This window comes from Citrobacter sp. RHBSTW-00017, from assembly GCF_013797615.1.
Classification (GTDB): Bacteria; Pseudomonadota; Gammaproteobacteria; order Enterobacterales; family Enterobacteriaceae; genus Citrobacter; species Citrobacter braakii.
Window position 1 is genome coordinate 824,789 of sequence record NZ_CP056899.1, and the last position, 21,379, is coordinate 846,167.

Below are 21,379 nucleotides of genomic sequence, written 5' to 3' on the forward strand. Positions count from 1 at the left end.
GTGAACAGACGTAACTTTATTAAAGCAGCCTCCAGCGGGGCATTGCTGTTGGGCGCTGCGCCGTCCATCAGCCATGCGGCTGCAGAAAACCGTCCGCCGATCCCTGGTTCTCTTGGGATGCTCTATGACTCGACGCTGTGCGTAGGCTGCCAGGCCTGTGTCACCAAGTGTCAGGATATCAACTTCCCGGCGCGTAACCCGGAAGGCGAGCAGACCTGGTCGAACAACGACAAACTGTCACCGTATACCAATAACATCATCCAGGTGTGGCGTAGCGGAACAGGCGTCAACAAAGACCAGGAAGAAAACGGCTACGCATACATTAAGAAGCAGTGCATGCACTGTGTCGATCCGAACTGCGTCTCCGTTTGCCCGGTCTCCGCGCTGAAGAAAGATCCGAAAACCGGCATCGTCCACTATGACAAAGATGTTTGCACGGGCTGTCGTTACTGCATGGTCGCCTGCCCGTACAATGTGCCTAAGTATGACTACAACAACCCGTTTGGTGCGCTTCACAAATGTGAACTGTGTAACCAGAAAGGTGTTGAGCGTCTGGATAAAGGCGGTTTACCGGGTTGTGTTGAAGTGTGCCCTGCCGGTGCGGTGATTTTTGGTACGCGTGAAGAGCTGATGGCTGAGGCGAAAAAACGTCTCGCGCTGAAGCCTGGCAGCGAATACCACTATCCGCGTCAGACGGTGAAAGCAGGCGATACCTATCTGCATACGGTACCGAAGTATTACCCCCATCTGTACGGCGAGAAAGAGGGTGGTGGTACACAGGTTATGGTACTGACGGGCGTTCCTTACGAGGATTTGGATCTGCCGAAACTGGATGATCTTTCAACCGGTGCGCGTTCCGAACATGTTCAACATTCCTTGTACAAGGGCATGATATTACCCCTGGCTGCGCTGGCGGGCTTAACCGTGCTGGTTCGTCGTAACACGAAAAACGACCATCACGATGGAGGAGACGATCATGAGTCATGATCCTAAACCGCTGGGCGGAAAAATAATCAGCAAACCGGTCATTATTTTTGGGCCGCTTATCGTCCTGTGTATGCTCCTGATCGTGAAACGTCTGGTCTTCGGATTGGGCTCAGTCTCCGATCTGAACGGCGGTTTCCCATGGGGTGTATGGATCGCGTTTGACCTGCTGATTGGTACCGGCTTCGCGTGCGGTGGCTGGGCTCTGGCGTGGGCGGTGTATGTTTTCAACAGAGGACAATACCATCCACTGGTACGTCCGGCGCTGTTGGCGAGCCTGTTTGGCTACTCGCTGGGTGGTCTGTCGATCACCATTGACGTCGGTCGTTACTGGAACCTGCCGTATTTCTACATTCCGGGCCACTTCAACGTGAACTCGGTACTGTTCGAAACGGCGGTCTGCATGACCATCTATATCGGCATCATGGCGCTGGAATTTGCTCCGGCTCTGTTTGAACGTCTGGGGTGGAAAGTCTCTCTCAAACGTTTGAATAAAGTGATGTTCTTTATTATTGCCCTTGGCGCTCTGCTGCCAACTATGCACCAGTCTTCAATGGGTTCATTGATGATTTCTGCGGGCTATAAAGTGCATCCGCTATGGCAAGCTTATGAAATGTTGCCGCTTTTCTCCGTATTAACCGCTTTTATTATGGGCTTCTCGATCGTCATCTTTGAAGGCTCGTTGGTACAAGCCGGGCTGAAAGGTAATGGTCCGGACGAGAAAAGTTTGTTCATCAAGCTGACGAATACCATCAGTGTGCTGTTGGCGATTTTCGTGGTCCTGCGCTTTGGCGAACTGATCTATCGCGACAAGCTGTCCTATGCGTTCTCAGGCGATCTTTACTCCCTGATGTTCTGGATTGAAGTCGTGCTGATGGTCTTCCCGCTGGTGGTGCTGCGCGTCACTAAGCTGCGTAACGACTCGCGCATGCTGTATCTGTCTGCGCTGAGCGCATTGCTGGGTTGTGCGACATGGCGTCTGTCCTATTCGCTGGTCGCGTTCAATCCTGGTGGTGGCTACCACTACTTCCCGACCTGGGAAGAACTGTTGATTTCTATTGGTTTTGTGGCTATTGAGATTTGTGCATACATCGTACTCATTCGTCTACTGCCGATACTTCCTCCTTTAAAACAAAACGATCAAAATCGTCATGAGGCGAGCAAAGCATGAGCCAGAGAATTACTATTGATCCGGTAACCCGTATTGAGGGTCATTTACGCATCGACTGCGAAATCGAAAATGGCGTGGTATCTAAAGCATGGGCTTCCGGTACCATGTGGCGCGGCATGGAAGAGATCGTGAAAAACCGCGATCCGCGCGATGCCTGGATGATTGTGCAGCGTATCTGTGGCGTTTGTACTACCACTCACGCTATCTCTTCCGTTCGTGCAGCAGAAAGCGCGCTGAATATTGATGTTCCGGTGAACGCACAGTATATCCGTAACATCATTCTGGCCGCGCACACCACGCATGACCACATTGTTCACTTCTATCAGCTCTCTGCGCTGGACTGGGTGGATATCACCTCTGCACTGAAAGCAGATCCAGCGAAAGCGTCTGCCATGCTGAACGGCGTGTCCTCCTGGCACCTGAACAGCGCAGAAGAGTTCACTAAGGTTCAGAACAAGATCAAAGACCTTGTTGCCAGCGGTCAGTTAGGCATTTTTGCCAACGGTTGCTGGGGTCACCCGGCGATGCAGCTGCCGCCAGAAGTGAACCTGATTGCGGTCGCTCACTACCTGCAGGCGCTGGAATGCCAGCGTGATGCTAACCGTGTTGTGGCGCTGTTGGGCGGTAAAACGCCGCACATTCAGAACCTGGCGGTAGGCGGGGTTGCTAACCCAATTAACCTCGACGGCCTTGGCGTGCTGAACCTTGAGCGCCTGATGTATATCAAGTCCTTTATCGATAAGCTGAGCGACTTCGTTGAGCAGGTTTACAAGGTTGATACCGCAGTTATTGCTGCGTTCTACCCTGAGTGGCTGGAACGTGGTCAAGGTGCGGTTAACTATCTGAGCGCACCGGAATTCCCGACTGACGGTAAAAACGGCAGCTTCCTGTTCCCGGGTGGTTACATCACCAATGAAGATCTGTCGACCTATCGTCCGATCACCTCTCACTCCGATGAGTACCTGATCAAAGGGATTCAGGAGAGTGCGAAACACGCGTGGTACAAAGACGAAGCGCCGCAGGCTCCGTGGGAAGGCACAACGGTTCCTGATTACACTGGTTGGTCAGATGACGGCAAGTACTCCTGGGTTAAAGCACCGACCTTCTACGGTAAAACGGTTGAAGTGGGTCCGCTGGCCAACATGCTGTGTAAACTGGCGGCCAAACGCGAGTCTACCCATGCCAAGCTGAATGAAATCATCGCGATTTACACCAAGCTGACCGGTAAAACTATCGAAGTGTCACAGCTGCACTCTACGTTGGGCCGTATTATTGGCCGTACCGTTCACTGCTGTGAACTGCAGAACGTTCTGCAGGATCAGTACAACGCGCTGATTGTGAACATCGGCAAAGGCGACCACACCACCTTCGTGAAACCGGATATCCCGGCAACGGGTGAATTTAAAGGTGTCGGTTTCCTCGAAGCGCCGCGCGGTATGCTGTCTCACTGGATGGTGATCAAAGATGGCATTATCAGCAACTACCAGGCGGTTGTACCGTCAACCTGGAACTCTGGCCCACGTAACTTTAATGATGAAGTGGGACCGTATGAGCGCTCGCTGGTAGGTACGCCGATTGCCGATCCAAACAAACCGCTGGAAGTGGTTCGTACCATTCACTCCTTCGACCCTTGTATGTCATGTGCGGTGCATGTGGTGGACGTTGATGGGAACGAAGTGGTCTCAGTTAAGGTTCTGTAATGCGGATATTAGTCTTAGGGGTCGGCAATATTTTGCTGACCGACGAAGCCATCGGGGTACGTATCGTTGAGGCATTAGAACAACGGTACGTCCTGCCAGACTTTGTTGATGTTCTGGACGGTGGTACGGCTGGGATGGAGCTTCTCGGTGATATGGCGAACAGAGATCATCTGATCATTGCTGACGCCATTGTGTCGAAGAAAAACACGCCAGGAACGATGATGGTCCTGCGGGATGAAGAGATCCCGGCGCTGTTTACCAACAAAATCTCACCGCACCAGCTTGGTCTGGCCGACGTATTGTCGGCCCTGCGTTTCACCGGCGAGTTTCCGAAAAAGCTGACGTTAGTCGGTGTTATTCCGGAATCGCTGGAGCCGCATATCGGACTAACGCCAACGGTTGAAGCGATGATTGAACCTGCGCTTGAGCAGGTTCTTGCCGCGCTTCGCGAATCAGGTGTTGAAGCGATCCCGCGGGAGGCGGCTCATGTCTGAGGAGTTTGTCGGTTTTCAGACGGCCCCGAAGATGCAAATTCAGGCAGCGTTTGAAGAGGTTGCCCGGCGTTCAATGCACGATCTCTCTTTCCTGCATCCGAACATGCCGGTATATGTCTCTGAATTTACGCTGTTTGAAGGACAGTGGACGGGGTGTGTTATCACGCCCTGGATGCTCAGCGCACTGATTTTCCCCGGACCGGACCAGATCTGGCCAGTGCGTAAAGTCAGCGAAAAAATCGGACTGCGTCTGCCGTATGGCGAGATGACCTTTACCGTTGGTGAACTGGAGGGCGTATCGCAATACCTTTCCTGCTCACTGATGTCGCCGCTTTCGCACAGTATGTCGGCGCAAGAAGGCATGCGTCTGACTGACGATTGCGCGCGAATGCTGTTATCGCTGCCAGTTAGCGATCCGAATGCGCCGCAGCTTAATCGCCGCGCGTTGCTGCTGGGTCGTCGGAACTGCGAAAATGCATGAGCTGTCCCTTTGTCAGAGCGCGGTTGAGATTGTTCAACAGCAGGCAGAGCAGCACGGTGTCAAACGTGTAACCGGTGTTTGGCTGGAAATCGGGGCGCTCTCCTGCGTTGAAGAGAGCGCCGTTCGTTTCAGTTTCGACATCGTCTGTCAGGGGACGCTGGCTCAGGGTTGTGAGCTGCATATTGATTACAAGCCAGCCCAGGCATGGTGCTGGGATTGCAGTCAGGTTGTGGAAATCACCCAGCATGATGCGCAGTGTCCACAATGTCAGGGCGATCGCCTGCGGGTTGATGCTGGCGATTCACTGAAAGTGAAAAGTATGGAAGTCGAATAACCCATAGGTTGCTATGGGGCGGAGTCAGATATGTGTATTGGAGTCCCTGGTCAGGTTCTGGCCGTTGGTGAAGATATTCACCAACTTGCGCAGGTTGAAGTGTGCGGCATCAAACGTGATGTCAATATTGCCCTGATTTGTGAAGGTGATACAGCTGAGCTGGTCGGGCAATGGGTGCTGGTGCACGTAGGGTTCGCCATGAGCATCATTGATGAAGATGAAGCTAAAGCCACGTTAGACGCACTTCGCCGCATGGAGTACGACGTCACCAGCGCGTGACAAATCCTGAATGAAATTGCCGGATAGCGGTTGCCATCCGGCAATTTATTTTAGTTCTGGCGCTTATCTTCGGTTTGAGTATCGAAGTCGCTGGCGTCATGGCGTTCATGAAGCTGCTCGTTCAGCGGTCCGTTAGTGCGGTTTACAATACGACCACGCTTAACCGCCGGACGCGCTGCAATCTCTTTTGCCCAGCGTTGTACGTGCTTGTAGCTTCCTGCGTCAAGGAACTCTGCTGCGTCGTAGACGTTGCCCAGAACCACATTGCCAAACCATGGCCAGACCGCCATATCGGCAATGGTGTATTCATCTCCGGCCACAAACTGATGTTGCGCCAATTGTTTATCCAGCACGTCGAGTAAGCGTTTGGCTTCCATGGTGAAGCGATTGATAGCGTACTCAATTTTAACCGGAGCATAGTTATAGAAGTGGCCAAAGCCTCCGCCGAGGAACGGTGCTGCGCCTTGTAACCAGAACAACCAGTTCAGCGTTTCGGTGCGTTTTGCCAAATCCTGCGGCAGGAAATAACCATATTTTTCCGCCAGATAGAGCAGGATTGCGCCAGATTCGAATACGCGAACCGGTGGGTTTTGCGAGTGATCGCGTAGCGCCGGGATCTTCGAGTTCGGATTCACCTCAACAAAGCCGCTGGAAAACTGATCGCCATCGCCAATGCGGATAATCCAGGCATCGTATTCCGCGCCCTTCACCCCCTGCGCCAGCAACTCCTCCAGCATAATCGTCACTTTCTGCCCGTTTGGCGTACCCAGCGAATAGAGCTGCAGCGGATGTTTGCCAACCGGCAGCGTTTTCTCGTGGGTGGCTCCGGAAACCGGGCGGTTGATATTGGCGAATGCGCCCCCGTTCGATTTTTCCCACGTCCAGACTTTCGCGGGCTGATAGGTATTGTCTGACATATTGACCTGCCTTCTGAGTGGTTGTGTTGATGCAGTGTAGCAGTTAGGTAGAACTCAATTTAACAGATTGGGACTTTATGTCGCTTTGTGCTGAAAGGGGAAGATAAATCTAACCCGTTCATTGTACTCGCTCCGTACTCCATGAAGAGGAAATCAATGTTGGACGGAAATTGCTACCGTATTCACCATTAAAAATTGGCGGTGAATAAGCAGTAATAATGAAAAATGGTGTTCCAGGAGTAAGCGGTTATCAGGGCCCGGCGGGTGGGTGGGGCGCGGTAAAAGCCGTCACTGCTTCGGTGTTTTCGCAAAAGGCTGTCGCCCGCGACATTATCGCGATGTTCAAAATGAACCAGGTGAAAGGGTTCGACTGTCCGGGCTGTGCGTGGCCGGACCCAGGGCACCGTGCGCCAATGGAGCTGTGCGAAAATGGCGTTAAGGCGGTCTCCTGGGAGACAACCAGTAAAAAAGCGTCACCGGAATTTTTCAGCCGTCACCCGGTTTCCACACTCTGGCACTACAGCGATTATGAGCTGGAAAATATCGGTCGTTTGACGCATCCGATGAAATACGATGCAGCATCAGATACCTGGCAGGCGGTGGATTGGGATATCGCCTTCCAGGAGATAGGCGAGCGTCTGCGCAGCTATGATTCACCCCAGCAGGTTGAGTTTTACACCTCCGGCAGAACGTCAAATGAAGCGGCGTTCCTGTATCAGCTTTTTGCCCGCGAATATGGCAGCAGCAACTTTCCTGATTGCTCAAACATGTGCCACAGACCGACCAGCGCAGGGCTTACGCCGGCCATTGGCCTTGGAAAAGGGACCGTTGAACTTGACGATTTTGACCATTGCGATCTGGTGATTTGTATCGGGCATAACCCTGGCACAAATCATCCACGTATGCTGACCACCTTACGCGACGTTGCCAAACGCGGGGCTAAAATTATCTCTATCAATCCGCTGAACGAAAGGGGGCTTGAGCGCTTTAGTTTCCCGCAAAGCCCGAAAGAGATGTTCACCGGTCAGTCGACGCAGCTAAGCAACGACTACTACCAGGTAAAAATGGGCGGTGACGCCTCGCTGCTGAAAGGCATCATGAAGGCGCTGATCGAAATGGATGAAGCGCGGATCTTACTGGATCAGCAACCGACACTCGATCATGCGTTTATCGATGAGCATACCGCTGGATATGCAGCGCTGTATGATGACTTACGTCAGCATAACTGGGCGGAGCTGGAACAGGACTCGGGCCTGACGCGCAGTCAGATGGAAGACCTGGCGCACAGCTACAGTAAATCTCGTGCCACTATTATTTGTTACGGGCTGGGTATCACCCAGCATAAAAACGGTACTGAGAACGTCCAGCAACTGGTAAACCTGCTGCTGCTGAAAGGCAATATGGGTAAGCCTGGGGCGGGGATCTGCCCGTTGCGCGGTCATTCTAACGTGCAGGGCGACCGTTCCGTGGGGATCAACGAAGCGGCATCCGAAGACTTCCTGCAACGCCTTGAGACGCATTTTTCTATCCGTGTGCCGCGTACACATGGCCGCTCCAGCGTGGAGAGTATTCGGGCCATCGAACGGGGAGAGGCAAAAGCGCTCATTTGCATGGGTGGCAATCTGGCGGTGGCGATGCCGCAGCCGCAGCGTACCTTTGCGGCGATGAAAAATTTGGATCTGCAGGTCCATGTTGCGACCAAGCTGAACAGATCGCATTTGCTGCTGGCAAAGCATAATTATCTGCTGCCTGCATTAGGTCGAACGGAGCGCGACATTCAGGCGACGGGGATCCAGTCGGTGACCGTCGAAGACTCGATGTCGATGGTCCACGCTTCCTGCGGCGCGCTGAAGCCAGCTTCCCGCTGGTTAAAATCGGAACCCGCGATTGTGGCGGGCATGGCACACGCCACTCTGCCGCTTTCGCCGATCAACTGGGAAGCGTTAACCGGGGACTACGCGCTGATCCGTGACGCCATTGAAGCCGTGATCCCGGCGTTCCACGATTACAATGCCCGTATTGCCGAGCCGGGCGGATTTCGTATGGATACGCCCGCTTCGCGCCGTGAATGGCGTACGGCGAATGGCAAAGCCAACTTTATTGTCAGCCATCAGCGGGCGGTAGAGCGAGAAAATCAGCCTGCCGATGCACTGGTTCTGGCGACGCTACGCAGCCACGATCAATACAACACCACTATTTATGGTATGAACGATCGCTACCGTGGCATTACCGGTCGTCGGGATGTGGTGTTTTTAAGCGCTGAAGAAGCGGCGACTCGCGATCTGAGCCAGGGAGATGTGGTCAACGTTCAGGCGCTGGACGACAGCGGCCAGCCCTGTGCGGATCGTATTATGTGCGGCTTGACGGTGGTGATTTACAACATGGCGCTGGGCTCAATTGGCGCTTATCTGCCAGAAGCGAATGTCCTGCTTTCGCTGGATGCGGTGGACACACAAAGTTTGACTCCGGCGTATAAAAGCGTACCGGTCACCGTGACAAAAGCGTAGTTCCTGCTGCGAATTTTTCGCCTCTGAGCGCCAGCCGCTGCGTTGAGGTGTATGATGATGTCGACCTCTGTCCGGTTAGTGTCGCAGAGCAGGCAATCAGAGCGAAAAATTCACGCCAACCTGCTCAGGCTGTATTGTTTTGAGGTAAGGTGCATGAGCAAAGGAACGACCAGTCAGGATGCCCCATTCGGGACATTATTGGGCTACGCCCCAGGCGGCGTAGCAATCTACTCTTCAGATTACAGCTCCCTCGACCCACGGGACTACGACGATGATGCGGCATTTCGCAGCTATATCGACGACGAATACATGGGCCACAAATGGCAGTGCGTAGAGTTCGCACGCCGCTTTCTCTTCCTTAATTATGGCGTGGTCTTCACCGATGTAGGCATGGCCTGGGAGATCTTTTCCTTACGCTTTCTGCGCGAAGTGGTGAATGACAATATCCTGCCGTTACAGGCATTTCCGAATGGTTCGCCCCGCGCGCCGGTAGCCGGTGCTCTGCTTATCTGGCAAAAAGGCGGTGAGTTTAACGATACCGGCCATGTGGCGGTCGTCACCCAGTTGCTGGAAAACAAAATCCGTATTGCCGAACAGAACGTGCTCCATACGCCGTTGCCTCCCGGACAGCAGTGGACCCGCGAACTGGAGATGGTGGTTGAAAACGGTTGTTACACCTTGCGTGATACCTTTGACGACACCACCATCCTTGGCTGGATGATCCAGACCGATGATACCCGTGACAGCCTGCCGCAGCCGGAGATCGCCAATGACTCGCTGAAAATTGGCGGCGCGCGACTGGAAGATAACGGGCAGTTTGACGGTAAATGGCTTGATGAACAGGATCCGCTGCAGAAAGCCTACGTGCTGGCGAACGGCCACGTGATTAATAAGGATCCGCATCAGTACTTCACCATTACCGAGAGTGCAGAGCAGGAGCTGATCAAAGCCACCAACGAGCTGCACCTGATGTATCTGCACGCGACCGACAAAGTGCTGAAAGATGACAACCTGTTGGCGCTGTTCGATATCCCGAAAATCCTCTGGCCGCGTCTGCGCCTTTCCTGGCAGCGTCGTCGGCATCATATGATTACGGGACGTATGGATTTCTGTATGGATGAACGCGGACTGAAGGTGTATGAGTACAACGCCGATTCCGCATCGTGCCATACCGAAGCTGGTTTGATCCTCGAAAGATGGGCCGAGCAGGGCTATACAGGACAGGGACACAACCCAGCTGAAGGATTGATCAACGAACTGGCGGGGGCCTGGAAGCACAGCCGCGCGCGTCCTTTTGTCCACATCATGCAGGATAAAGATATAGAGGAAAACTACCACGCTCAGTTTATGCAGCAGGCGCTACGTCAGGCCGGGTTTGACAGTAAAATTCTGCGTGGCCTCGATGAGCTACGTTGGGATGACGCCGGTCAGCTGATTGACGGGGACGGTCGTCTGGTGAACTGCGTCTGGAAAACCTGGGCGTGGGAAACCGCGATTGAGCAGGTGCGAGAGGTCAGTGAAACGGAGTACGCTGCGGTACCAATTCGTACCGGGCATACGAATCAGGAAGTGCGTTTAATCGACGTGTTGCTGCGCCCGGAAGTGCTGGTCTTTGAACCTCTGTGGACGGTGATCCCTGGTAATAAAGCGATTCTGCCGATCCTGTGGCAACTGTTCCCACACCACCGCTATCTGCTTGATACTGATTTCACTGTTAATGAAGAGCTGGCGCAAACCGGTTATGCAGTGAAACCTATTGCAGGACGTTGTGGCAGCAACATCGATCTGGTGAGCCATCAGGAAGAGTTACTGGATAAAACCAGCGGAAAGTTTGCCGAGCAGAAGAACATTTATCAGCAGCTTTGGTGTCTGCCAAAAATTGCCGGTAAATATATTCAGGTTTGTACCTTCACCGTAGGCGGTAACTATGGGGGGACCTGCCTGCGCGGCGATGAGTCGCTGGTGATTAAAAAAGAGAGCGATATCGAGCCGCTGATTGTGGTGAAGGAAGAGTAATATTTTTGCGTGTTCTTGATTGAAATGCGAAAAGCCGGAGTATATCTCCGGCTTTTTTCTGTTTGTAGTTAAATTGACGCTGATTATATATTTAAATAAGTTACATGGAATATAGATATAATGGTAATTATTACTTTAATTAATATTTTATAGCTCAAAAACATTCTTTTTATGAATGTTTTCAACGTTAATTAATTTCCTCCGTTTGTATTAGATAATATACTTTCTTGATTTTGTTTTTAGATGAATAATACTAATGTATTATTTGGTGTATTAGTGATATTGATCATATTTTATCTCAGGTAATATGTCGGATTACGTTAGCATACTAATTATAATCGTTAATTGTCATTAACAGTTGTTGTTGACTGCCCGCAGAAATGACGATGTAAGAAACACGTTGAGCGATTGGAAAATGCTCCGTTAGGAAATGTAAAATATCGGCAGGAACCGCCGGTCTGAGAGGGACGTATGGGTGACAGTTTTCAGAATGAAGTGCCGACGGCACGTGTTAATATTAAGTTAGATTTACATACCGGAGGCGTTCAGAAAAAGGTTGAATTGCCGTTAAAACTTTTGGCTGTAGGTGATTTCAGTAATGGTAGAGAACAACGACCATTATCCGAGCGCGAAAAGGTTGATATTAATAAAAATAATTTCAATGATGAGTTAGCTAAGTTCGCACCAGTAGTAAATATGAGTGTTAAAAATACGTTAGCTGGTGAAGACAGAACTGACGATATTAACCTTACCTTTAAAAATATCCGCGATTTTGAACCTGAACAGGTCGCACGAAATATCCCACAATTACGCGTTCTGTTGGCTATGCGTAACTTACTGCGCGACCTGAAATCTAACTTACTCGATAACGCTGCTTTTCGTCGCGAGCTGGAAATCATCCTCAAAAATCCAGCCCTGAGTCAGGAACTGCGTGATGAACTGGCAACCATGATGCCAGAAGAGATTTAACGTTATACAGGGTTTCCTCCGCTTAATTGGCAGGAATAGTAAAGGATCATAAAAGGAATATGTTGATGTCTGTTCAGGAACATACCTCTTCAGTCGCGACCACCACGACCAGTGAACGCAGCGTTTATCAATCCCTCTTTGACAAAATTAATCTTTCCCCGGTTTCGACATTAAAAAATGTAGATGCATGGCAGAGCGATGAAGCGCTTTCTGATGCCGCTCCGGCTGAACGCGTGACCGCCGCTATTCAGGTTCTGGTCTCTTGCCTGGCGGATGCTGCGCAGCCAGTAGAGCGCCTGGATAAAACGCTGCTGGATGAGCAGATTGCTCGTCTGGACAAGCAGATTAGCGACCAGGTTAATGAAGTTATGCACCATGCTGAATTTCAAAAACAAGAATCGCTCTGGCGTGGTGTGCACTCGATGATCACCGGTATCGATTTTCGCCAAAATGTCCGTGTAGAAATGATGGATATCAGCAAGGATGCGCTGCGTGATGATTTTGACGACGCGCCGGAACTTATCCAAAGCGGTTTGTATCGACATGTTTATATTGAAGAATATGATCAGCCTGGCGGCGAACCCATTGCGGCAATGATTTCAGCATACGAATTTGATAACAGCCCACAGGATATTGCACTGCTGCGCAATATTTCGGGTGTGTCGGCTGCCTGTCATATGCCGTTCATTGGTTCCGTTGGGCCGAAATTCTTCCTGAAGGAAAATATGGAAGAAGTCGCGGCCATAAAAGATATCAATGATTATTTCGAACGAGCTGAATACATCAAGTGGAAAGCATTCCGTGATAGCGACGATTCACGCTATATCGGACTAACTATGCCACGTGTACTGGGTCGCCTGCCGTATGGTCCTGATACCGTGCCGGTACGTTGTTTTAACTATGTTGAAGAAGTTAAGGGCCCGGATCATGAAAAATATCTGTGGACCAGCGCCTCTTTCTCTTTCGCTGTGAACATGGTGAAAAGTTTTATCAAGAATGGCTGGTGCGTCCAGATCCGTGGACCACAGGCGGGTGGTGCGGTTAAAGACTTGCCTATCCATCTGTACGATCTGGGGACAGGCAATCAGGTGAAGATCCCGTCTGAGGTGATGATTCCGGAAACCCGGGAGTTTGAATTCGCCAACCTCGGCTTTATTCCGCTTTCTTATTATAAGAATCGTGATTACGCCTGCTTTTTTTCTGCTAACTCGGCTCAAAAACCTGCGCTGTTTGATACAGCGGAAGCGACGGCTAACAGCCGGATTAACTCACGTCTACCGTATATCTTCCTGCTTTCCCGTATCGCTCACTACCTGAAAATCCTGCAGCGAGAAAATATAGGTACGACCAAAGATCGCCGTCTGCTTGAACTTGAACTGAACAACTGGCTGCGCAGTCTGGTAACCGAAATGACCGATCCTGGCGATGACTTGCAGGCTTCACACCCGCTTCGTGACGGGCGTGTTGTGGTGGAGGATATTGAGGATAACCCAGGCTTCTTCCGCGTGCGCCTGTATGCCATTCCGCATTTTCAGGTTGAAGGTATGGACGTCAGTTTGTCGTTAGTTTCACAAATGCCTAAGTCGAAATCTTAACGACACAATGCACAGGAGGTGCGATGAAGATCTATCGCCCGTTATGGAGCGAGGGGGCCTTTCTGGCTCCCCAGCAGTTTCAGCAACAGACACGTTGGGATGCCTATGTAGCCGACGTTGTGGCTCATATGTCACTTTCATCACCGTGGGGCGTCATCAGCGCGGAGTTTGATGAAAGTGCGCTAACGGTTTCCCGTTTGAATCCCGTTAATCTGGTTGTGCGTTTTCCTGACGGTACGTTAGTGGATACAGGTATTTCAGATAACCTGCCTCCGGCGTGTGATTTATCGCATCTTACTGGTTACAGCAGCGTTGATATCGTCCTGGCGTTGCCGCTGCTTTCGGCTAATGGCGGCAATCTTTCGTCAGGCAACGGCGTTAGCCGTCCGTGTCGCTGGCAGCAGGAATGGCTGCCAGTGCAGGATCTCTCTGGCCAGGAACGGACTGATATGGCAGTGCTGCGGCATGCTATCACCCTCCGGTATGCCCACGATGATAACAGCGCTTATCTGACCTGTCCGGTAGCTTGCCTGACTCGTAATGCTCAGGGGCAATGGGAGCTGGGACGCGATTTTTTACCGCCATCGCTTTCACTCTCAGCCAGCCCCTTATTAATCAATTCTCTCAGTGATTTGGTGCATCGTATCCAGGCCCGTTGTCGCCGTCTGATGGCCTTGCGTCGTGAAAGTAACGAACGAATGGCAGATTTTGCGGTAGCAGATGTTTCGTTGTTTTGGCTGCTAAATGCGCTTAATAGCTCAGAGCCTGTACTGAGAGAAATGCTGCAAAACCCAGGCCGTCATCCCGAACTTTTGTGGCGTGAACTGGCGCGGTTAGCGGGCAGCCTGCTGACCTTTTCATTAGAAAATGATGTCAGCGTTGTGCCGCCATACCAGCACGCAAATCCGCAGCAAGTATTCCCTCCACTGTTTGCATTGCTGGTGGAACTGCTGGAAGCCAGCCTGCCATCTCGTGTTGTCGCTATTGAGCTGACGCAGGAGAGACAGTTCTGGAATGGTGCACTGTCGGATGTTCGACTGCGTGAAGGCGCTGATTTTTACCTGTCCGTTCGTTCAGATCTCCCTGCGCATGTCCTACTGACGCAATTTCCACAGCTCTGTAAAGCGGGGAGCAGGGCAGACGTGTCTGATGTAGTCAATGTAGCACTCAGCGGAATTCCGTTAAAACCGCTGACGCATGTACCCGCAGCCATCCCGTTACGACTGGAAAATCAATACTTTGCTCTTGAGGTTAATCATCCAGCAGCTCAGGCCATGCTGGACGCTGGTAATTGCGCCTTCTATGTGCCGGGAACGCTGGGAGAGATCCAACTCGAGTTATTCGCCGTATTAAGGGATTGAAATAAATGAATAAGGATATTGATCAGGTGTTCTGGCCTACCTGGCTTGCTGTAAGCCAACTACGTGGCGGGTTGGAAGTCGACGATGGGGCTGCTTTTTATCGCCGGGCCTGCCAATGGGTTGATTCTGCGCGTAATGCATTGCGTGACCTGGGGTACAGCGAGCACAGCGTTGAACATATGCTCTACACCCAATGTGCGTTACTGGATGAAAGCGTGTTGAACCGTAACCGGCAGGATAGCGGTTATATCACCTGGCTTGCGACACCCTTACAGGCACGCTATTTCAATACCACCAATGCCGGGGAAGAACTCTGGGAGCGCATCCGTACCGTACTGCGCGAGCCCGTTCCTGATACCGCCGTATTAACCTGCTTTTATCGCGCAATCACGCTTGGTTTTGTGGGTCGCTATCGTGAGCAGGGTGATGAACGTCGTGAAGATGTTCTTGAAGCGCTGTCAACTCAGGCGATGCCTTTTAAGTTAAAACACGATTCACCAGTAATCATGCGGGCGTCCGGCTTCTCTGGCGGTAAGCGCCGCTGGTGGCTGGCATGGATTGTTGGCGTGCTGGCGTTGGGGGCTTTGTGGCTAACATTTTCTCATGTCTTACAAGGGCAGATTGCTCAGCTGATTGGGCAGGGTTAAGACATGGCCCAGTTGCGAGGGATCGTTAACTATGTGCTGGCGGCCGTACTGGCTTTGCTGTTGGTCTGGGGATTCAGCCCAGTAAGTGCGGGTATCCGGGGCGGCCTTACCGTCATTGTTTTATTGCTTTCCATTCCAGGGATCGTTTATGGCTGGCGTCTGTATGGTCGGTTGAAGCCTGAGCATTCTGCTCATGAAGTTGCGCTCCCTCCGGAGAGTTTCAGTGGGCCTGTCGTGCTGGTGTGTGGCGACAATGAGCCATTGTTTGCCGGACGTAGCGATTCTTGCGAGAGTTCGCAGGGCTGGTATTTATCTGTCCAGTCCCCGGAACATTTTATTGCTCTGGTTCGTCAGATAGCTGTGCAGCGCCCGGGGCTTCTAATGCGCGTGTCCGTGATGCTGGCATTGACCCCAGAACGGCATAAAGATGAAGATGCGCTTAAGCATATGCTACTCAGTTGGCGGCGTGTGGTAACCCAGAGTCGGCGTTGGTTATCAGGTATACCGCCGTTTTGGTTGTGCTGTTGGCTGAATTCTCCTCAATGTAATGAGACTGTACGTTGGTTTATTCGAACCCCTCAGGATGCAGAGGTGCAGTCAGCTACGGGATTAGACGACTTTGCACCTTTCTCTTCGGAAGAGCGACCGGCTCGCCACTCTCATCTAACACATGCAGTGTGGTTAGATAATTTACTGGGCTGGCTGAAGAAGGTGCAAGGCGATACCGAACGCCATGCTCCGCCTCTTTTCTCTGCTTTACGGGTTGTGTGTTTCACCTCATTAGCGGTTTACGAAAATAATCTGTGGCAACGGCATATCACTGTTCAAACAACGCTTTCTCCTGCGGCATCAGCAGCGCCCGTACTGCTGCCTTTTCCTGATTTAGCATTGCCTTTTTTATCCCGCCGCCGGGCACTGACAGCATTTCAACGAACGCTGGGCGTAAGCGGTCTGCTATGCGGCATTTTTGTCGGGCTGGCGATGACGTGCAGCTTTATCAATAACCAACATCTCATCAGGATCACAAACGATCATCTGATGTTATACCGCCATCTTACTGGCAATCCTGCCGAGCCAAAGATTCAGGCCCAGGAACAGCTTCGTCGTGATGCACAGCGGCTTGATCGCTGGTATCAGCGTGGTGAGCCCCTTTCTCTTTCAATGGGATTGTATCAGGGGATGAGATTGATCCCGCCTTTGCAGGCCGCCATCAGCGACTGGCTGCCAACTGAAAAACCGAAAGTGACCTCCCCGCATACCGTTCGACTGGACAGTATGTCGCTGTTTGATACGGGCGAATGGGCGTTAAAAGCGGGTTCAACAAAAGTACTCATTCGAGCTTTGGTCAATATCAAAGCCAAGCCCGGTTGGCTGATAGTCATCGCCGGACATACCGATGATGTGGGTGACGATAAATCTAATCAGCAGCTCTCTCTCAAACGCGCGGAATCTGTTCGCGACTGGATGCGTGATACCGGTGACGTCGCGGAGAGCTGTTTTGCTGTTCAGGGTTACGGCGAATTACGTCCCTACAAAACCAACGATACGCCGGAGGGGAGGGCTGCCAACCGCCGTGTAGAGATCAGTCTGGTACCGCAGGCTGATGCCTGTCGGGTGTCGGGCATGAAGGAACCGTCACCGCAAGGCGGTGACGCATTAACGAAGTAAAAATGGAGAAAGAGTTATGGCAATTCCAGTCTACCTTTGGCTGAAAGACGACGGCGGTGCGGATATTAAGGGCTCTGTTGATGTGAAAGACCGTGTGGGCAGTATCGAAGTAGTGGCTCAGGAACATAACCTGTACATCCCTACCGATAACAACACCGGTAAGTTGACCGGGACGCGCATCCATACCCCGTTTCTTTTCACTAAGGAAATCGATGCTTCCAGCCCGTATCTGTACAAGGCTGTAACCACTGGTCAGACCCTGCGTCAGGCAGAGTTCAAATGGTATCGCATCAATGATGCTGGTCAGGAAGTGGAATACTTCAACACCACTCTGCACAACGTGAAAGTGGTGAAAGTAAATCCTGTGATGTACGACATCAAAGATCCGGCTAAAGAGAAGCATAACCACCTGGAACAGATTGAACTGCGCTACGAGAAGATCGTCTGGACGTATAAGGATGGCAACATTATCCATTCTGACGCCTGGAACGAGCGTACCACCGCATAACGCACTAACGGATGAGGATTTCCTCATCCGTTTTTTTATGCCCTCTGCTGAGTATCCGGCACGGGGATTTAGCAGAGAGTATCAACGTCACTATTACCTTATGGGCATTGGGTTACGGCCACGGGCGGTAGCGTGCCTGAATACAGGGAGTCAGGAAGCAAATGGAACACCAGTCAGCAGTGTTATTACGACGTCTCAACCCCTATTGTGCTCAGGCGCTTGAAGCGGCGGCATCGTTATGCCAAACGCGTGCGCATGCAGAAATCACTCCCGAACACTGGTTACTGAAGCTATTGGAACAGGGGGAGGGAGATATTACTGTCATTGCACGTCGTTATGAATGGGATATCGACAATCTCTGGCAGTCGCTGCTGGCGCATCTGGATGTTCAGCCTCGTTCCGTAAAAAGCCGCCCGCAGTTGTCTGATGTACTCCTCTCTTTAATGCAACAAGCGTGGCTGTGTGCAGCAACGGATGAAAATTCGCAGATACGTGGTGTGCATCTGCTGATGGCGCTGGTGGGAAAGCCTTCGCTACTGAAGTGTGACGGCCTGTGGCCTCTTCTGAGCGCAGGACATACTCAACTGGAACGGCTCCTGCCGCTATTAAATGTTCAGTCGGATGAACGTCCTGAAAGACAGCAAGAGGCCGCTCTGGCGCAGTTTACCTCTGATGATGAACCGGGTCGAAATCTGGCCCAGTCGACTTTGTCGCCCGCATTACAAGGTGTGCTCGATAAATTTACATTAGACGTGACCGCGAAAGCGCGTGCCGGTGATATCGATCCGGTATTTGGTCGTGATAATGAAATTCGGCAAATGGTGGATGTGCTATCTCGTCGTCGAAAAAACAATCCAATTCTGGTTGGGGAACCCGGCGTCGGCAAGACCGCTTTGGTGGAGGGACTGGCGCTGCGTATTGCTGAAGGTAACGTGCCGGATAGCCTGAAAACAGTAACCTTACGAACGCTGGATCTTGGGCTGTTGCAGGCAGGTGCTGGAGTGAAAGGTGAGTTTGAGCAGCGTTTAAAAAATATCATTGATGCCGTTCAGCAATCGCCAACTCCTGTTCTGCTCTTTATCGATGAAGCACACACCATCATTGGGGCCGGTAATCAGGCGGGGGGAGCTGATGCAGCCAACCTGCTAAAACCCGCTCTGGCCAGAGGTGAATTGCGAACCATCGCAGCGACCACATGGAGCGAATATAAACAGTATTTTGAGCGAGATGCTGCGCTGGAGCGGCGTTTTCAGATGGTTAAAGTGGATGAACCGGATGATGACACTGCCTGTTTAATGCTGCGTGGTCTGAAATCACGCTATGCAGAACACCATGGCGTTCACATCACCGACGAAGCGGTTAAAGCTGCTGTTCTGCTCTCTCGCCGCTATCTTACCGGGCGGCAATTACCCGACAAAGCCGTCGACCTGCTGGATACCGCAGGTGCAAGAGTACGGATGTGCCTTGATACCGTTCCTGAACCCCTTACGCGCTTGAAGTCGGAGATCACCGCGCTTGAAATTGAAAAACAGGCGTTGCTTGCAGACCTCGCAGTAGGAAATGGTCAGCATGATGAAAGGCTGGCCAGCATTGAACAGCATGAAAATCGCCTGCTTGTCGAGCTTGATGAACTGGAAACCCAGTATGGCCAGGAAATAGCGCTCACTGAGCAACTGCTGACCAGCCGCCGTGATATTTCTCGTCAGGCGGAAACGATTGAATTGCAGCAACAGCTTAGTGTGCTTCAGCAGGGCCATCCTTTACTGTTTCCGGATGTAGACGCGCGTACAGTTGCTACGGTGATCGCCGACTGGACCGGTGTACCGTTGTCTTCACTAATGAAGGACTCCCAGACAGACTTGCTGACGCTTGAAACCCAGATGGGAAACCGCGTTGTCGGGCAGGATTACGCGCTAAATACTATCGCACAGCGGTTGCGGGCATCAAAAACAGGACTTACGCCGGAAAACGGCCCACAGGGTGTTTTTCTGCTAACTGGACCAAGCGGAACCGGGAAAACGGAGACGGCGCTGGCCCTGGCTGACATTCTCTTTGGCGGTGAAAAGTCGCTGATCACGATTAATCTGTCTGAGTATCAGGAGTCGCACACCGTGAGCCAACTCAAGGGCTCACCTCCGGGGTATGTGGGTTATGGTCAGGGAGGGATCCTGACTGAAGCAGTGCGAAAACGCCCCTATAGCGTGGTATTGCTGGATGAAGTAGAAAAAGCGCATCGCGACGTCATAAACCTGTTTTACCAGGTATTTGACCGCGGTTTCATGCGAGATGGTGAAGGCCGAGAAATTGATTTTCGCAACACCGTTATTTTGATGACTTCCAATCTTGGCGGCGACGCTGTGATGCAGATGCTGGAAGAACAGCCGGAAACCACGGAGTCCGATCTGCACGAGCTGCTGCGCCCCCTCTTGCGCGATCATTTCCAGCCGGCGCTACTGGCTCGCTTCCAGACTATTATCTACCATCCGCTCAGTGAACCTGCGTTACGTACGATTGTACAAATGAAACTGGATCAAGTTAGACAGCGATTACTGCGTCACTACGGCATCACTACGACGATATCTGAGAACCTTTTTGATGCCCTGACAGCCGCTTGCCTGCTACCGGATACGGGGGCGAGGAATATTGATAGCCTGCTGAATCAACAAATCTTGCCAGTGCTCAGCCAGCAGTTGTTAACGTATCTTTCCCGGCAGCAAAAACCTCAGCAGCTCACTTTGAGTTGGAGTGATGAAGAGGGAATTGAATTGATAATTGATAATTGATAACGAGTGAAAAATAAAACCCAGAGATAAGACTAATGCTGGGTTTTATATTGTACTGGGATATGCGTTGCGCAACAGGACTAAATATGGATGGTGCTAAAGAGCTTGCCAAAGATATGCTCGAAGCTATTAACATTGATGACTCTGGATTTATAGCTGCTTTGACAAAAGGGCTTATATCATTTCCGGTGAGTATGGGATATCTGGCCTATGATTTTATGGATACAGAACATCACAGAGCGAATGCTGATGACAAATACAGGTTTGCCAGACTTATTAATAAAGTGGGGTTTAATAAGGAGTTGATAGGTCAGGTTGTTGGGGTTTTTATTAATGATTTTTCTTCTCGACTGGATTTTTCTTTAATGGTGGAAAAAATAGTTGGGGATAGTGCCGGAAGGATGATTTTTTCAGAGCTAACTGGCGTTAAAATTGGGTATGTTATTTCTAATCGGTTGGTCACGGCATTTTTTTCAGGTGCTTGTATAGGCTCGCTTCTTACGTTGGGAGCGGAGGTATCCAGGGCAATCTATACATCTCGCTATCTTGCTGCAAGGAGTCCTGGCCATTACCAAAAATTGAAAGATATGGGAGACCTGGATCTGCTTTATTTTCTGATAGAAGATCTTGTTTCACCTTTTGAAAAAGCAATTGAGCTTCACAATACAAATGAGGTTTTTTTAATGAGGTTTGCCAATGTTTTCTGGAAGGTCTGGGAAGTTTAGAGAAATAGTAATATATTTAATGTATTATTTTTCATATCTGATGGGTAATCTATTATGCATGTTTGGCATTGCCTTTTCTATTTGGTTTTTTTTGTTTCTAACGATGCGTTTCGATATTTATGGGGCGCGGGAAATATTTTATTGATTGTTTTAGGGTATTTTATGATGAGATTTGGCTGGCCTCATGTGCGTAGTAATTGGGATGATTATCTGTGATTTTTTAGTTAATGGGAAATTGTG

General features: G+C 51.1%; 17 protein-coding genes and 1 pseudogene. 17 read left to right on the forward strand and 1 reads right to left on the reverse strand.

Features of this window, described 5'->3' with window-relative positions; genetic code table 11:
- From hybA to hybG, 7 genes are read left to right on the forward strand one after another with little or no spacing between them, the layout of a single operon-like run.
- Nucleotides 1-987, forward strand: a complete 987-nt coding sequence (hybA, locus tag HV037_RS03990) for a hydrogenase 2 operon protein HybA (protein WP_003828357.1) — start codon at nucleotides 1-3, stop codon at nucleotides 985-987.
- Entirely contained in the window at nucleotides 977-2,155 is a 1,179-nt protein-coding gene (gene hybB / locus HV037_RS03995; protein WP_016154492.1) for a Ni/Fe-hydrogenase cytochrome b subunit, read from the forward strand. The genes hybA and hybB overlap by 11 nt, the downstream gene beginning before the upstream one ends.
- Nucleotides 2,152-3,855: a hydrogenase 2 large subunit gene (gene hybC, locus HV037_RS04000; RefSeq protein ID WP_003024476.1), complete on the forward strand. Its 1,704-nt coding sequence runs from the start codon at nucleotides 2,152-2,154 to the stop codon at nucleotides 3,853-3,855. The genes hybB and hybC overlap by 4 nt, the downstream gene beginning before the upstream one ends.
- Complete coding sequence (locus HV037_RS04005; protein WP_016157468.1) at nucleotides 3,855-4,349, forward strand: HyaD/HybD family hydrogenase maturation endopeptidase; 495 nt, start codon at nucleotides 3,855-3,857, stop codon at nucleotides 4,347-4,349. The genes hybC and HV037_RS04005 overlap by 1 nt, the downstream gene beginning before the upstream one ends.
- Nucleotides 4,342-4,830, forward strand: a complete 489-nt coding sequence (gene hybE, locus HV037_RS04010) for a hydrogenase-2 assembly chaperone (protein WP_016154490.1) — start codon at nucleotides 4,342-4,344, stop codon at nucleotides 4,828-4,830. Before HV037_RS04005 ends, hybE begins: the two co-directional genes overlap by 8 nt.
- On the forward strand, nucleotides 4,823-5,164 hold the full coding sequence (gene hypA / locus HV037_RS04015; protein WP_049041438.1) for a hydrogenase maturation nickel metallochaperone HypA: 342 nt from the start codon (nucleotides 4,823-4,825) through the stop codon (nucleotides 5,162-5,164). The genes hybE and hypA overlap by 8 nt, the downstream gene beginning before the upstream one ends.
- Nucleotides 5,165-5,194: 30 nt before the next feature.
- Nucleotides 5,195-5,443, forward strand: coding sequence for a hydrogenase maturation factor HybG (hybG, locus tag HV037_RS04020; protein WP_003024459.1), 249 nt, complete (start codon nucleotides 5,195-5,197; stop codon nucleotides 5,441-5,443).
- 50 nt (nucleotides 5,444-5,493) lie between these two features.
- Here hybG and yghU read toward each other — a convergent pair whose 3' ends face one another.
- Nucleotides 5,494-6,360, reverse strand: a complete 867-nt coding sequence (yghU, locus tag HV037_RS04025; RefSeq protein WP_016154488.1) for a glutathione-dependent disulfide-bond oxidoreductase — start codon at nucleotides 6,358-6,360, stop codon at nucleotides 5,494-5,496.
- A gap of 218 nt (nucleotides 6,361-6,578) precedes the next feature.
- On the opposite strand from yghU, the gene HV037_RS04030 reads away from it, so the two are divergent.
- The 10 genes and pseudogenes from HV037_RS04030 (at nucleotide 6,579) to HV037_RS04075 (ending at nucleotide 21,147) form a co-directional block, all read left to right on the forward strand.
- Entirely contained in the window at nucleotides 6,579-8,867 is a 2,289-nt protein-coding gene (locus tag HV037_RS04030) for an FdhF/YdeP family oxidoreductase (RefSeq protein WP_103284234.1), read from the forward strand.
- 153 nt (nucleotides 8,868-9,020) lie between these two features.
- The gene (gene gss / locus HV037_RS04035) at nucleotides 9,021-10,883 is read left to right on the forward strand and encodes a bifunctional glutathionylspermidine amidase/synthase (RefSeq protein ID WP_103284233.1); all 1,863 of its coding nucleotides are present in this window, start codon (nucleotides 9,021-9,023) and stop codon (nucleotides 10,881-10,883) included.
- 471 nt (nucleotides 10,884-11,354) lie between these two features.
- Nucleotides 11,355-11,852: a type VI secretion system contractile sheath small subunit gene (tssB, locus tag HV037_RS04040; RefSeq protein WP_181500190.1), complete on the forward strand. Its 498-nt coding sequence runs from the start codon at nucleotides 11,355-11,357 to the stop codon at nucleotides 11,850-11,852.
- Between the two features lie 65 nt (nucleotides 11,853-11,917).
- Nucleotides 11,918-13,447, forward strand: a complete 1,530-nt coding sequence (gene tssC, locus HV037_RS04045; protein WP_049041445.1) for a type VI secretion system contractile sheath large subunit — start codon at nucleotides 11,918-11,920, stop codon at nucleotides 13,445-13,447.
- Nucleotides 13,448-13,470: 23 nt separating this feature from the next.
- Nucleotides 13,471-14,808 (forward strand): type VI secretion system baseplate subunit TssK, encoded by a 1,338-nt coding sequence (tssK, locus tag HV037_RS04050; RefSeq protein ID WP_016157463.1) that lies wholly within the window; start codon nucleotides 13,471-13,473, stop codon nucleotides 14,806-14,808.
- 5 nt (nucleotides 14,809-14,813) lie between these two features.
- A complete protein-coding gene (gene tssL, locus HV037_RS04055) occupies nucleotides 14,814-15,455 on the forward strand; it encodes a type VI secretion system protein TssL, short form (protein WP_016157462.1) in 642 nt (213 codons plus the stop codon).
- Between the two features lie 3 nt (nucleotides 15,456-15,458).
- Complete coding sequence (locus tag HV037_RS04060; RefSeq protein WP_016157461.1) at nucleotides 15,459-17,123, forward strand: OmpA family protein; 1,665 nt, start codon at nucleotides 15,459-15,461, stop codon at nucleotides 17,121-17,123.
- 16 nt (nucleotides 17,124-17,139) lie between these two features.
- Entirely contained in the window at nucleotides 17,140-17,631 is a 492-nt protein-coding gene (gene tssD / locus HV037_RS04065) for a type VI secretion system tube protein TssD (protein WP_003024437.1), read from the forward strand.
- A gap of 161 nt (nucleotides 17,632-17,792) precedes the next feature.
- Complete coding sequence (gene tssH / locus HV037_RS04070; protein WP_103284232.1) at nucleotides 17,793-20,414, forward strand: type VI secretion system ATPase TssH; 2,622 nt, start codon at nucleotides 17,793-17,795, stop codon at nucleotides 20,412-20,414.
- Nucleotides 20,415-20,500: 86 nt separating this feature from the next.
- Nucleotides 20,501-21,147 (forward strand): annotated as a pseudogene (locus HV037_RS04075) (hypothetical protein).
- Nucleotides 21,148-21,379: the final 232 nt, after the last annotated feature.

Coding starts and splice junctions, on each gene's coding strand:
- hybB (WP_016154492.1), top strand. CDS start 977: ATGAGTCATGATCCTAAACCGCTGGGCGGAAAAATAATCAGCAAACCG.
- hybC (WP_003024476.1), top strand. CDS start 2,152: ATGAGCCAGAGAATTACTATTGATCCGGTAACCCGTATTGAGGGTCAT.
- HV037_RS04005 (WP_016157468.1), top strand. CDS start 3,855: ATGCGGATATTAGTCTTAGGGGTCGGCAATATTTTGCTGACCGACGAA.
- hybE (WP_016154490.1), top strand. CDS start 4,342: ATGTCTGAGGAGTTTGTCGGTTTTCAGACGGCCCCGAAGATGCAAATT.
- hypA (WP_049041438.1), top strand. CDS start 4,823: ATGCATGAGCTGTCCCTTTGTCAGAGCGCGGTTGAGATTGTTCAACAG.
- hybG (WP_003024459.1), top strand. CDS start 5,195: ATGTGTATTGGAGTCCCTGGTCAGGTTCTGGCCGTTGGTGAAGATATT.
- yghU (WP_016154488.1), bottom strand. CDS start 6,360: ATGTCAGACAATACCTATCAGCCCGCGAAAGTCTGGACGTGGGAAAAA.
- HV037_RS04030 (WP_103284234.1), top strand. CDS start 6,579: ATGAAAAATGGTGTTCCAGGAGTAAGCGGTTATCAGGGCCCGGCGGGT.
- gss (WP_103284233.1), top strand. CDS start 9,021: ATGAGCAAAGGAACGACCAGTCAGGATGCCCCATTCGGGACATTATTG.
- tssB (WP_181500190.1), top strand. CDS start 11,355: ATGGGTGACAGTTTTCAGAATGAAGTGCCGACGGCACGTGTTAATATT.
- tssC (WP_049041445.1), top strand. CDS start 11,918: ATGTCTGTTCAGGAACATACCTCTTCAGTCGCGACCACCACGACCAGT.
- tssK (WP_016157463.1), top strand. CDS start 13,471: ATGAAGATCTATCGCCCGTTATGGAGCGAGGGGGCCTTTCTGGCTCCC.
- tssL (WP_016157462.1), top strand. CDS start 14,814: ATGAATAAGGATATTGATCAGGTGTTCTGGCCTACCTGGCTTGCTGTA.
- HV037_RS04060 (WP_016157461.1), top strand. CDS start 15,459: ATGGCCCAGTTGCGAGGGATCGTTAACTATGTGCTGGCGGCCGTACTG.
- tssD (WP_003024437.1), top strand. CDS start 17,140: ATGGCAATTCCAGTCTACCTTTGGCTGAAAGACGACGGCGGTGCGGAT.
- tssH (WP_103284232.1), top strand. CDS start 17,793: ATGGAACACCAGTCAGCAGTGTTATTACGACGTCTCAACCCCTATTGT.